Origin of the sequence: Paraburkholderia flagellata (assembly GCF_021390645.1) — a bacterium.
GTDB lineage: Bacteria > Pseudomonadota > Gammaproteobacteria > Burkholderiales > Burkholderiaceae > Paraburkholderia > Paraburkholderia flagellata.
In genome coordinates this window covers 3,018,644-3,031,491 of record NZ_JAJEJT010000001.1, presented here as the reverse complement: position 1 = coordinate 3,031,491, position 12,848 = coordinate 3,018,644, and the positions used below count along the sequence as shown (strand labels likewise).

Sequence of the window (12,848 nt, the reverse complement as noted above, 5' to 3'; positions counted from 1 at the left end):
GCGGAGGCCGAACGTGCTGACTCCAGTGCTGACTTCACGCCACTCGCGCAGCTTGTGGCTGCGCCCTTTCCGGTTCCTTTCGACCACCGCGCTCGTGGCGCTCGTTTCGCTCGTCGCCGCCTGTGGAGGCGGGGGCGGCAGCAGTAACAACAGCAGCAGTTCGAGCGGCAGCGGCGGCAGTGGCAGTGGCAGCTCCTCAGTTCCCAGTCCCACGCAGCAGCCCACTGCGGTGAACAACCTGAACGCCGTGGCCGTCACCGTGAACAGCGGACTCACCGGCACGCTGCCCAACATTCCCACCGTCAGCGTGACGATTTGCGTGGCCGGCACGAGTACCTGCGAGAAAGTCGACAACGTTCAGGTGGATACGGCGTCGTTCGGCCTGCGTCTGCTCGCGTCGGCGTTGCCGACGGTGCTGAACTCGCTGCCCAACACCGGCAACCTCGCCGAGTGCACGGCCTTTGCGGACGGCTACACGTGGGGCACCGTGCGTCCCGCCGACGTCAAGATCGGCGGCGAGACGGCATCCAATATTCCGATCCAGGTGATCGGCGATCTGGCCTCGAACTCGGTGCCGCAGGCCTGCGCGGGCTTCGGCGCCGCGCAGAACACGGTGCAGGACCTGGGCGCGAACGGCATTCTCGGTATCGGCGTCGCGCCTTATGACACCTTCGGCAGTTACTACGCTTGCCCGGGCAACACGAACTGCGTCTCTGTAACGGCCACGCAAACGCAGCTGGTGGCCAACCCCGTGCCCAAGTTCGGCACTGACGGCAATGGCGTGATCCTGGAGATGGCGCCCGTGTCCGACAGCGGTGCCCCCAGCGCGACGGGCACGCTCGTGTTCGGCATCGACACGCAACCGAACAATAAGATGAGCGCCTCGCAAAGCTTCGTCACGGACTCATCGGGCAGGCTCAGCTCCACGTTCAACGGGCGCACGCTCCAGACCTTCCTCGATTCGGGCTCTAACGCGATCTTCTTCGCCGACAGCAGCCTGCCGCAGTGCGGCGGCAATCTCGGCACGTTCTACTGCCCCTCATCCACGCAGTCCTTCAGCGCGGCGCTCGTTTCCAATAACGGCGCGACGTCTGGCACCGCGGCCTTCAACGTCGCGAATGCCAACAGCCTGCTCGGCAACGGCGCGAACTATGCGGCCAACAACCTGGCCGGGCAGTTCGGGTCGTCCGCGAGCCTCGACCTGGGGTTGTCGTTCTTCTACGGCCGCTACGTCTACTACGGCATGGACATGACCGCGTCAGGCGGCAAGGCGCCATTTGTGGCGTACTGAGTAGCGTACTCAGCGCGCCTCACGCGGGATTTGCGGCCCGCGAGCGCCTGTGCGCATCGCGCGCTTGCGCTCGCCGGTGATGGCGCCCCGTTTCCATCGGCCGAAATACCCTGATTTACCCGGCTTACTCCGTCAATCAGTGCTTGGCTTGCGCGGCAATAATCGCTGTCACTGAAAAAGGGCGCGCGCGAGCCGCGCAGCCGCGACGAGCGGCGCGCGCCCACGACCGGAGCATGCGTGGCTGAGGACAGCGATCTCGAGAAAACAGAATCCGCCACTCCCAAGCGCCTCGAAAAGGCGCGGGAGGAGGGGCAGGTTCCGCGTTCCCGGGAGCTGGCGACGTTCGCGCTGCTCTCGGCGGGCTTCTATGGCACGTGGATGCTCTCCGGCACGATCGGCGTGCATCTGCAGGCCATGATGCGCGGCGCGTTCACGTTCAATCACGCGAGCGCGTTCGAAACAAGCCGCATGCTCATCGGCGCGGGCGTCGCCGCGCGCGAGGGCTTGATGGCGCTCATGCCGGTGCTCGCGCTCACGGGGCTCGCCGCGCTGCTCGCGCCCATGGCGCTTGGCGGCTGGCTCATCTCGACGAAGTCGCTGCAGCCGAACTTCGGCCGCCTCAATCCGATCTCCGGGCTCGGGCGGATCTTCTCCGTGAACGGGCCGATCCAGCTCGGCATGTCGCTCGCCAAGACCCTCGTGGTGGGCGTGATCGGCGGCTCAGCGCTATGGAGCCGGCGCGAAGAGATACTCGGGCTCGCCATGCAGCCCGCGCCGCGCGCTTTCGCCGACGCGATGCATCTGATCGGCGTGTGCTGCGGCATGACAGTCGCCGGCATGTTCGTGGTGGCCGCGCTCGATGTGCCGTATCAGCTCTGGTCGTACTACCGCAAGCTGCGCATGACCAAGGAAGAGGTCAAGCGCGAGCACCGCGAGAACGAAGGCGATCCGCACGTGAAGGGACGCATTCGCCAGCAGCAGCGCGCCGCCGCCCGCCGCCGCATGATGACCCAGGTGCCCAAGGCCGACGTGGTCGTGACCAACCCGACGCACTTCGCCGTCGCACTCAAGTACGCCGATGGCGAGATGCGCGCGCCGAAGGTCGTCGCGAAGGGCGTGAACCTCGTGGCCGCGCGCATCCGCGAGATCGCCGCCGAGCACAACGTGCCGCTGCTCGAGGCGCCGCCGCTCGCCCGCGCGCTCTACTACAACGTTGACATCAATCGCGAAATCCCGGGGCCGCTCTACGGCGCGGTTGCGCAGGTGCTCGCATGGGTCTATCAGCTCAAGCGCTTCCGCGAGCATGGCGGCGACGTGCCGATGGAGCCGACCGACCTCGAAGTGCCGCCCGAAATGGACAAGGGCGCGGTGAGCGACGAGGACGAAGCCAGCGAAGCCGACGATGCCCTTACGCCCGAGGAGCGCACGGCCGCTGAGGCCGCCGATCGGACGAATCGGACCAACAGCACAAACAGCACAAACAGCACTAATCGCGCGAACGCAGCGAATAGCACGAACGCAAACGACGCATCGAACACCGCCGGCCGCACCGATACGAATTCGGCGCGCGACGGCACTGAAGGAGCAACAGAATGAACGCCCGCACCGGTTTCCTCGCGCGGCGCCCGGAGATGCTGCAAAGCACGAATCTGCGCGCGCTGGCGGGACCGATCCTGATCTGCATGATCCTCGGCATGATGATCCTGCCGTTGCCGCCGTTCCTGCTGGATCTGCTGTTCACCTTCAACATCGCGCTGTCGGTGATGGTGCTGCTCGTCAGCATGTACACCATGAAGCCGCTCGACTTCGCGGCCTTCCCGAGCGTGCTGCTGTTCTCCACGCTCCTGCGCCTGTCGCTGAACGTGGCCTCCACGCGTATCGTGCTGCTCGAAGGCCACACCGGCCCGGGCGCCGCGGGCCAGGTGATCGAATCGTTCGGCCACTTCCTCGTGGGCGGCAACTTCGCCGTGGGTATCGTGGTGTTCGTGATCCTCATGGTCATCAACTTCATGGTGATCACGAAGGGCGCGGGCCGCATCGCCGAAGTCTCCGCGCGCTTCACGCTCGACGCGATGCCCGGCAAGCAGATGGCGATCGACGCCGACCTGAACGCGGGCCTCATCAACGAAGAAGCGGCCCGCAAGCGCCGCAGCGAGATTGCCCAGGAAGCCGAGTTCTACGGCTCGATGGACGGCGCCAGCAAGTTCGTGCGCGGCGACGCCATCGCTGGTCTGCTGATCATGGTGATCAACATCGTGGGCGGCCTGATCGTGGGCGTCGTGCAGCACGGCATGCCGCTCGCCTCGGCGGGCGAGACCTACACGCTGCTCACCATCGGTGACGGCCTCGTTGCGCAGATTCCGTCGCTCGTCATCTCGACGGCGGCCGGTGTGATCGTCTCGCGCGTCGCGACCAACGAAGACATCGGCACGCAGCTCACCGGCCAGCTCTTCACGAACCCGCGCGTGCTCATGATCACAGGCTCGATCATCGTCATGATGGGTCTGATTCCGGGCATGCCGCACTTCGCGTTTCTGCTGCTCGGCGGCGGCTCGATCCAGCTTGGCCGCACGATGAAGAAGAGGGCGGAGGACAGGAAGGCGAGCGCCGTGATCGCCGACGCCGCGCCCGCTGCGCTTGCGCCGGTCGAAAACACCGAGGCGACCTGGGACGACGTGGCGCTCATCGACACGCTCGGCCTCGAAGTGGGCTACCGCATCATCCCGCTCGTCGACAAGAACACCGACGGCGAGCTGCTCAAGCGCATCAAGAGCATCCGCAAGAAGTTCGCGCAGGAAATCGGCTTTTTGCCGCCCGTCATCCATATTCGCGACAACCTGGAGCTGCGCCCGAACGCCTACCGCATCGCGTTGAAGGGCGTGGAAGTGGGCACGGGCGAGGCCTATCCGGGCCAGTGGCTCGCGATCAACCCAGGCCAGGTGAGCGCGGTGCTGCCGGGCACGCCGACCACCGACCCGGCGTTCGGCCTGCCCGCCGTGTGGATCGATTCGAACGTGCGCGAGCAGGCGCAGGTGTTTGGTTACACGGTGGTCGATTCGAGCACGGTCGTGGCGACGCACCTGAATCACCTCGTCGTCATGCACGCGGCCGAGCTGCTCGGGCGCCGCGAGGTGCAGGCGCTGCTCGAGCGCGTGCAGAAGGACACGCCTTCGCTCGTGGACGACCTCGTGCCAAAGGTGCTGCCGGTCACGACGCTGCAGAAGGTGCTGCAGAACCTGCTGGAAGAAGGCGTGCCGATTCGCGACATGCGCACGATCATGGAATCGCTCGCGGAGCACACGCCGCGTGTCACCGACGCACACGATCTGACGGCGGCGGTGCGCATCGCGCTCGGTCGCGCGATCACGCAGCAATGGTTCCCCGGCAACGCCGACATGCAGGTGATGGGCCTCGACGCGAACCTCGAGCGCGTGCTGTCGCAGACGCTCACCTCGGGCCCGAACCCCGGCCTCGAACCCGGTCTCGCGCATACGCTGCTCACGCAGACGGAGCAGGCGATGGGGCGTCAGCAGGCGCTGGGACTCGCGCCGGTGATGCTCGTGCAGCACGCGCTGCGGCCCATGCTCTCGCGCTTCCTGCGCCGCAGCCTGCCGCAGCTCAAGGTGCTTTCGTATGCCGAAGTGCCGGATACGCGCAACGTGAAGGTGGTCAATGTGATCGGGGCGCATTGATCGCACCGGGCGCGGTGCCGCACCGGATTTCGAAAAAGCCCGCTTTTTGCGGGCTTTTTCATTGGGTCAGCCGTGTGCGGGGTTGGCGCAAAGCCCGCTTGGTCGTCGCCACACACAACTTCTCCCGCCCGCGCGCCCCCGCCACCGATTGCGCGAATTGCCCGCATTTCTCCGCCTTGATCCATCGATCATGGGGCGCTCACCTTCGAAATAATTCCAACATCGGAAAAGGCCTTGCGAGCGATGCACGGCCGGCAGCAATCCAGCGCCATTCCAGCATCGGACGACCGGCGGCGGCATAAGCCGTTCACCTCATCAGGGGCTCAGCTTGAACATTCGCAAATTCATCGGTGGCACCAGCCGCGACGCGTTACGGCTCGTACGCGAAGCGTTGGGTGCGGACGCCGTCGTTCTGTCGAACCGCACGCTCGACGACGGCAGCGTTGAAATCGTCGCGCTCGCGGACCGCGACCTCGCGGCGATCGCGCCGGCCGATGCTGCCGCGGCGCAAGGGCTGGGTGGCTCGAACGGTCAGGGTGCTCAGGCTGGTCAAGGCGGCCCGTTCGCGCAGTCCTCCGCCGCCATGACGCAAATGCAGCGCACGCCGCGCGCTGCGCTCGGCGCGGCCCCGGCGGCGCACGCCGCTCCGATCGGCGCTGCGAACCCCTACGCGAGCGGCATGCCGGACGTGTTCTCATCGGTGTTCGGCGCGAGCCCGGAAGTGGGTGCCGAAAACGGCGGCGCGAGCGCCGACGCCGATGCGGATGGCGATCAGTCCGCCGACACCGCTGTCTCGCTCGGGCAGGCACAGGGCCAGGCACCGGCGGCAGCGTCCACCGCCATCGCGCCGCTGTCGCCTTCTTCGCGCGCCGCGGCGGGCCAGCAGGCCGCGCAATCGGCGATGCCGCCGACGTTGCAATCCGCGATGCAGGCGGCGCAATCGCAACAAGCCGTGCCGCATGCGCACTCGCCGTTGCAAATGGCGCTGCAGGCCGCGACCGAATCGCTCTCTACGACGGCCTTTGCGCCATCGTTTGCGTCGGCCACGCATGCCAGCGCCCCGGCCGGCGCACGTGAAGCCGCAGCGCGCCTCGAGCAGGCCGCCGCCGCATCAGCGAGCGATGCGCCGCGCACGATGGCGGAGTCAAACCCCTGGCTGATCGATCACGCTCGCCGTATCGCGAACCAGCAGAACGCGCCGCGCGTGCCGGGCATGACGCCCGCGGCCGCAGCAGCGCGTGGCCTTGGCAATGTCGCCGATCCGGTGCTGCCGCCCGACGTCGACGCCAGCACGCCCGACTGGGCGCTCGAGGCCGCTCATGTCGCCGCTCGCCGCGCCGCGCAGCGCCTCGGCCACGGCCCGGAGGCCGCAGGTCCCGCGCCCGGCAGCCGCAATGCGCAAGGCGCCGATGCGGCACAAACCGTGAGCGAAGCGATCCGCGCGCGCATCGAGCAGGTCGTCAACGAAACTGTGATGAACGAACTCGCCTCGATGCGCGGCATGATGGAAGAGCAGTTCGCGGGCCTCTTGTGGGGCGAGCGCCAGCGCCGCAGCCCGGTGCAGGGCGCGCTCACCAAGCAGCTGTTCGCCGCTGGCTTCTCGGCGCAGCTCGTGAAGATGATGATCGACCGCCTGCCCGACGTCGAAACTGAAGAAGCCGGCATGGAATGGCTCCAGTCGGTGCTCGAATCGAACCTGCCGGTGCTCGAAGACGAAGAGGCGCTCATGGAGCGCGGGGGCGTGTTCGCGTTGATGGGCCCGACGGGCGTAGGCAAGACCACGACCACGGCGAAGCTCGCCGCGCGCTGCGTGATGCGCTTCGGCGCAAGCAAGGTGGCGCTCCTCACCACCGACAGCTACCGTATCGGCGGCCACGAGCAACTGCGCATCTTCGGCAAGATCCTCGGCGTTTCGGTGCACGCGGTGCGCGACGGCGCGGACCTCCAGCTCGCGCTCACCGAACTCAAGAAGAAGCACATCGTGCTGATCGACACGATCGGCATGAGCCAGCGCGACCGCGCCGTGGCCGACCAGATCGCCATGCTGTGCGGCGCCGGCCGCCCGGTGCAGCGCCTGTTGCTGCTCTCGGCGACCAACCACGGCGACACGCTCAACGAAGTCGTGCAGGCCTACCAGAGCGGCCCGGAAAACGCGCCGCTCACGGGCTGCATCCTCACCAAGCTCGACGAGGCGACCAACCTCGGCAGCGCGCTCGACACCGTGCTGCGCTACAAGCTGCCGGTGCATTACGTCTCGACGGGCCAGAAGGTCCCCGAGAACCTTTACGTGGCGACGCGCCGCTTCCTGATCCGCAGCGCTTTCTGCATTCCGCGAGAGAGTTCGCCGTTCGTGCCGCACGCAGACGATATCCCGGCGCTGCTGTCGGCACTCTCGACGCGTACGAATTCGCAGGCTCCCGAGGTCAGGTTTGGATAAGTTCGTAATCGATCAGGCCGAAGGGCTGCGGCGGCTGCTCGCGCGCGAAGGCTCGCGCGTAGTCGCGGTGACAGGCGGCGCGGGTTCGCCCGGGCGCACGACCACCGTGGTCAATCTCGCGGCGGCGCTCACCGCGCAGGGTAAAGACGTGCTCGTGATCGACGAGTGCCTGGGACCCCGCTCGGTCTGTTCGCAGGTAGGCAGCGTGCGCGGCGCGGGCAACTTCGCCGCCGTGATGCGCGGCGAGCGCACACTCGACGAAGCCGTGGGACGTCACGCGCTCGGCTTCGGCGTGCTGGCCGCCTCGCGCGACAACCGCGCGCAATACACGTCCGCACAGCTGCAAAAAGTCATTTCGGGCCCCGCGGACATCGTATTGATCGACGCGCAGCTCGATGCCGAAGGCGCGCTGTCACCGCTCGCCATGCACGCGCATGACGTGCTGATCGTCATGCGCATCGGTGCGCAGTCGATCACGGACGCCTATGCGTGCATGAAGCGGCTGCACTTCGCGCATGCGATCGCGCAGTTTCGCGTGCTCGCGAATCATGTGGCGAACGCAAGCGACGCGCACACCGCGATCGAAAACCTCGCCGGGGTGGCGAGCCGCTACCTGAGCGTGTCGCTCGAAAGCGCAGGATGCGTCGCCGCCGATCTGCACATGGCGCAGGCGCTCAAGCTCGCGCGCTGCATCGTCGATGCGTTTCCTTCGACGGCCGCCGCGCGCGACTTCCGGCACGTGGCCGCCGAACTGCCGCACTGGCCCATGCGACCCGCGGTTTCGGCGTGCTCGCCGGCCACGGCGCGCGCGAGTGCTGCATTCGTCCCCGCGGACGAAGAACATGAAGCGGCGGGCGACGCACCCGCCGACGACCCGCTACACGCTACGCATGCAACAAACGCCGCACACAGCACGCTCGCCGCGAACGCCGATTCGTTCGTGGCAAGCGTGACGGGTGTGCATCCCGCACCCAATGCAACATCCGCGTCCGCTGCGGCCCACGTGGGCTGGCGGACCGATACGCCCGCGCAGCGCACGTCGCCGCAGCACGTCTGACGTGCTCACGACGACGCCAATCAGGGACATGAGAAGTGGAGAGCACGATGTATAACGCTCAAGGAAAAATTTCGCAGGCCGACGTGCTTGCGAAGTACGCGCCGCTCGTCAGAAGGCTCGGCTTGCAGCTCGTGGCCAAGATGCCGGCGAGCGTGGACCTCGACGACCTGATCCAGGCCGGCATGATCGGCCTGCTCGACGCGGCCAACCGCTACAAGGAAGATCAGGGCGCGCAGTTCGAGACCTATGCGAGCCAGCGCATTCGCGGCGCGATGCTCGACGAGCTGCGCAGCAACGACTGGCTGCCGCGCAGCCTGCGCCGCACCTCGCGTGAAGTGGAAAGCGCAGTGCACCAGGTGGAGCAGCGGCTCGGGCGCTCGGCGAGCGAGACGGAGATCGCCGAGCATCTGAGCATGCCGCTCGACGAGTATCAGAGCATGCTGCAGGACCTGCACGGCAGCCAGCTCATCTACTACGAAGACTTCGACCGCTCCGCCGAGGACGAACCGTTCCTCGACCGCTACTGCGTCGATCATTCGGATCCGCTTTCGGCGCTGCTCGACGACAGCCTGCGCGGCGCGCTCGTCGAGGCGATCGAGCGGCTGCCCGAGCGCGAGAAGCTGCTCATGTCGCTCTACTACGAGCGCGGCATGAACCTGCGCGAAATCGGCGCGGTGATGGAGGTGAGCGAGTCGCGCGTGTGCCAGCTGCACAGCCAGGCGGTGGCGCGCCTGCGCACGCGGCTGCGCGAGATGGCGTGGGCCGGGCAGGAGAATTGAGGCGTTAGACGCCGCGCGGTTGCACGCGTGGGCCGGGTGCGGTGAAAGAGCCGGGGTGCGAGAGCGCTCCGGCTTTTTTGTTGGCGCACGGATCGAATCGCGTGGTGACAATTTGACACCACACGTGATATAGTGACTCCATTCCGTAGATGCAGATCGACGCAGTCCAGCTGGACTCGAGTCGTCGCCGAGGGGAGTGCCCACGTCTTACTTTTGAACCTCGGACGGAGCATCCGCCAAACGATGTAGGCGTGTGCCCGGCCCGAAAAAAGGATGAACAATGGCTATCAACAACGGTATGGAAAACTCCAGCCGCGGGCGAATCACTGCCCGGTTGAGCGCGGAGAAGCAGGAAATCCTGCAGCTTGCTGCAGATCTTTCGGGCAGTACCCTCAACCAGTTTATTGTGCAGGCCGCGCTTAGGGCCGCGGAGCAGGTCATCGAGCAGGAAGAGGTCATTCGTTCCATCCGCCTGACGATGGACGAATCGAAGCGCTTCTTCGCGCTGCTGGATGAACCGCCGAAGCCCAATGAGGCGCTGCAGCGCGCGATGGCTCGCTTCAGGAAGAACAAGAGTGGAAACGCAGATTCGTCAACTGAGGGAGAGCGATGACCGCAACAGCTTCGATTGCGGCGTCGATTCGTTGAGCGAATGGATTCGCCACATAGCGAGCCAGCATCAAAAAAAGAATCTATCGCGCACTTACGTTGCTGCGGTTTCGTCTGCTCCGCACACGGTAGCTGGCTACTACGCTCTTGCGGCGACAGCCGTGGAAACGGACGGAATGCCGGACGCACGGCTGCCAAGAAGCGTCTCCGCAGTCCTGCTCGCTCGACTGGCGGTAGACATGCGGCACCAAGGTCAGGGCCTTGGCGAATATCTGCTTATGCACGCACTGGACGTCGTACTGACAACTGCGGAGACGGTGGGCGTGCAGTGTGTTCTTGTCGATGCGCTCGATGAGAGCGCAGCGGGGTTCTATCGAAAATACGGGTTCGAGTCGTTCACAGACGCGCCGCGTAGATTATTCCTGCCCGTTGCGACGATCAAGCAGGCATGAAGGCCTAACGGCCATCCAGGCCATCCATTTCCCCAAACAAAAAAGCCGAAGCGTCGCCGCTTCGGCTTTTTGTCTTTGGCGAACGAGGCGAACAACGCGCCCGAAGCGCTTACAGGCCGAACGCCGGCAGCCGCCCATCGGGACCGTAAAGCATCGCGCCGTTGCCCGTTTCGCCGCGCAGGATCGAGAGCGCGCGGCGGTTATGTTCCATGCGCGTGCGGATCATCATGCCGATCGTGAGATTCTTGCGGCGCGCGCGCTCGGTCGAACCCTTGAGCAGCGCCCACTGGCTCGCCAGACGCGTGTCGCCGTCGCAGGCCATTTCGATGCCTTTACGGCCACCGGGGAGGCCGAGGCCTGCCAGTTGCGCGTCGCGCGCCTTTTCGAGGCCCGCGAGACGTTGCGTGAGCGTCGTCTTCTGCTCGACGATCTGCGGGAGCGCCTCCATGCCGTCTGCCGACACGAGCGCCTTCTCTTCGTAGGCGAGCAGCGACGCGAACGCTTCAACCGTGGCGTGTTCGTCGATCAGTGTGGCCAACAGAGCATCTTTCATTGCAAGGCACCAAAAAAAGCGAAGTTTGCGCGCCGCTCGTGCGTCGGACGTCAGTTGCCCGACGTCGGCTTCATGAGGTCGCGGGCGGTCTGGATCACGCCGTCGGCAATCTTGCCGGAGTCGATCTGCAGCGTGCCGTTGCGGATCGCGTCCTTGATCGACTGCACATGCGCCGTGTCGATGTCGGCGGAGCCGCTCGCGGCGAGCGAGCGCATCGTCGACGAAAGCGACGAGAGGCTCACGTTCGCGCCCGCAGCGCTCGCGCTGCCTGCCGCGCCGGAGGCGGCCGCGTTGTCGGTGCTGGCGGCGCTTACGCCGGTCGAATCGCCTTGCGAGCGCGCGAGGCCATCCTGCAGCGGGCGTGGATCATTGCGGGTGGAGGAGTCAACTTTCACGATGGGCTTTCCTGATCGATTTGACCTTGATAACGGCATAGGTCGGGCCGAACTTTAGCGCGAAAATCCCATCGTTACATGCTGTTACGTGTGCTGGCGCACAAAGCCGGAAATCGCCGGATCAGGCCGCCGGGCGGAGCCGAACCCGCCGCGGCCCGGCCCTTACCAGATCTTGCCGGCCCTAGATTTGCACCTGCACCGTGCCGGCGTCCTTGACCACGCCCGAGATGATCTGGCCGCCGCTCGTGCGCACGCGCACCTGCTGGCCGGGCTCGGCGTTGTTGAGCGCGCTGCCTTCGGCGGAGATCGTGAAATTGCTGCCCACGGCGATCACCTTGACGGTTTGTCCGATCACCACCGAGGCGGCGCTGCGCAGCATGTCGGTGCGCAGCGGCAGGCCCGCGGCAATCCGCGCGAGCGCGACGGCGCCCGTCGCCTGGTTGGGATCGGTGATGATGGTCTGCGGCAGGCTCGCGAGGTCGCCCGCGCGTGGCATGAAGTCCGCGGCCGAGAGGGCTTCGCCCGCGCCGATCTGGCGCGAGGCCACGTAGTACGTCACGTCCACGGCAATGCGCGCGCTCACATAGAGCGTCCACGGTTTCGCACCGATGCAGCGCATGCCCACGGTCGTATGGCCATACGTGCGCGCGCCCGGCGGCATGAACGGCTCGAGCGAGGTGCAGGCCGCGAGGCCGCGCGGGAACACCGGCGCGACCGTGATGCTCACGCGGCCCGGCAAGCCCTTCGACTGCTGCTGCAAGAAGGCGAGCGCGACGGCGCGGATCGATTCGCCATCCTGCTGACCGGGCGGCGCGGTCTGCACGTTCGTGGCGACGGCGCTGGTATTGGTGTTCGCAGGCGCGCTGGTGCTTGTGTTGGCAACCGGTTTCGCGAGCGCGTCTGCCGCCGCGCCAGCGTCAACGACTACGGCGGCGACGCGGTTCGCGGCGCCCGGCAGGTTCACGCGCTGGAGCGTGCCCGCGTTGTTCGGGTTGGCCGTCGGCACGCGCATGGGCTGGGCGCTCGCGCCCGGCGAGGGAATCGTGACGATGCGCGGCGCATCGCCTTGGGGCGCGCGCTCGCCGGGACCCGGAATCGTAATCATGCCGTTCGACTCGACACCCGCGCGCGCATCCTCGGGCACGCCGTGCGAATTCAGATCGGCGTAGCTGGCCGCGCGCAGCGGCGCGGCGTCACTCGCCGCAGCATTGGTGACCGCAGCCGCGGCGGGCTTCTTTGCGTTGCTGGCGAGCAGCGCGTTCATCTGCGCGGCGTCGGAGCCTGCTCGGTCGCCGTTGCCCGCAATAAATATCTGGCCCGCGCCCTCGGATTGCGGCGCGGTTTGCGCATGAGCGAGCGCGCCGCCGAAGACGCAGACAAGCACGCACGCCCAGGACGCGCCCCACGACAGCGCGCGCGCACGCCGCTCCAGGCCGGTGTGCGGCCTGCGGAAAGTGGCAGTCTGCGGCATCGTCGTTCTCCATCGAATGCATTGACACGCCTCGCATTCTAGGCGGCGGCCCCCGCGCGCTAGCGTCGAATAGAGGGGCGCTTTACCGGCTATTCGTCCGATTGGTTCTTGC

At 66.6% G+C, this 12,848-nt stretch carries 10 protein-coding genes and 1 pseudogene; 8 read left to right on the top strand and 3 right to left on the bottom strand.

Annotated features, from left to right (window positions below; all coding sequences use genetic code 11):
* Positions 1 to 13: 13 nt before the first annotated feature.
* The 8 genes and pseudogenes from L0U83_RS13685 to L0U83_RS13650 all read left to right on the top strand — a co-directional run bounded on the left by L0U83_RS13685 (position 14) and on the right by L0U83_RS13650 (position 10,317).
* Complete coding sequence (locus L0U83_RS13685; RefSeq protein ID WP_373321032.1) at positions 14 to 1,291, top strand: DUF3443 domain-containing protein; 1,278 nt, start codon at positions 14 to 16, stop codon at positions 1,289 to 1,291.
* Positions 1,292 to 1,528: 237 nt separating this feature from the next.
* Positions 1,529 to 2,887, top strand: a complete 1,359-nt coding sequence (gene flhB, locus L0U83_RS13680; protein WP_233883338.1) for a flagellar biosynthesis protein FlhB — start codon at positions 1,529 to 1,531, stop codon at positions 2,885 to 2,887.
* Positions 2,884 to 4,983: a flagellar biosynthesis protein FlhA gene (gene flhA / locus L0U83_RS13675; RefSeq protein ID WP_233883335.1), complete on the top strand. Its 2,100-nt coding sequence runs from the start codon at positions 2,884 to 2,886 to the stop codon at positions 4,981 to 4,983. The genes flhB and flhA overlap by 4 nt, the downstream gene beginning before the upstream one ends.
* 328 nt (positions 4,984 to 5,311) lie before the next feature.
* Positions 5,312 to 7,420, top strand: coding sequence for a flagellar biosynthesis GTPase FlhF (flhF, locus tag L0U83_RS13670; RefSeq protein ID WP_233883333.1), 2,109 nt, complete (start codon positions 5,312 to 5,314; stop codon positions 7,418 to 7,420).
* A pseudogene (locus L0U83_RS13665) lies at positions 7,413 to 8,195 on the top strand (MinD/ParA family ATP-binding protein); the annotation flags it as partial. The gene flhF and the pseudogene L0U83_RS13665, both read left to right, overlap by 8 nt.
* A 329-nt stretch (positions 8,196 to 8,524) precedes the next feature.
* Positions 8,525 to 9,256: an RNA polymerase sigma factor FliA gene (locus L0U83_RS13660; RefSeq protein WP_158759173.1), complete on the top strand. Its 732-nt coding sequence runs from the start codon at positions 8,525 to 8,527 to the stop codon at positions 9,254 to 9,256.
* Positions 9,257 to 9,536: 280 nt separating this feature from the next.
* Positions 9,537 to 9,869 (top strand): type II toxin-antitoxin system TacA family antitoxin, encoded by a 333-nt coding sequence (locus L0U83_RS13655; protein ID WP_233883331.1) that lies wholly within the window; start codon positions 9,537 to 9,539, stop codon positions 9,867 to 9,869.
* Positions 9,832 to 10,317: a GNAT family N-acetyltransferase gene (locus L0U83_RS13650; RefSeq protein WP_233883329.1), complete on the top strand. Its 486-nt coding sequence runs from the start codon at positions 9,832 to 9,834 to the stop codon at positions 10,315 to 10,317. The genes L0U83_RS13655 and L0U83_RS13650 overlap by 38 nt, the downstream gene beginning before the upstream one ends.
* A gap of 109 nt (positions 10,318 to 10,426) precedes the next feature.
* Here L0U83_RS13650 and L0U83_RS13645 read toward each other — a convergent pair whose 3' ends face one another.
* From L0U83_RS13645 to flgA, 3 genes are all read right to left on the bottom strand, one after another.
* Positions 10,427 to 10,870 (bottom strand): flagella synthesis protein FlgN, encoded by a 444-nt coding sequence (locus tag L0U83_RS13645; RefSeq protein WP_201699829.1) that lies wholly within the window; start codon positions 10,868 to 10,870, stop codon positions 10,427 to 10,429.
* 50 nt (positions 10,871 to 10,920) lie between these two features.
* Positions 10,921 to 11,265 carry a flagellar biosynthesis anti-sigma factor FlgM gene (gene flgM / locus L0U83_RS13640; RefSeq protein WP_233883327.1) on the bottom strand — a complete coding sequence of 115 codons (345 nt, stop codon included), beginning with the start codon at positions 11,263 to 11,265 and terminating at the stop codon, positions 10,921 to 10,923.
* Positions 11,266 to 11,446: 181 nt separating this feature from the next.
* Positions 11,447 to 12,736 carry a flagellar basal body P-ring formation chaperone FlgA gene (gene flgA / locus L0U83_RS13635; protein WP_233883323.1) on the bottom strand — a complete coding sequence of 430 codons (1,290 nt, stop codon included), beginning with the start codon at positions 12,734 to 12,736 and terminating at the stop codon, positions 11,447 to 11,449.
* Positions 12,737 to 12,848: the final 112 nt, after the last annotated feature.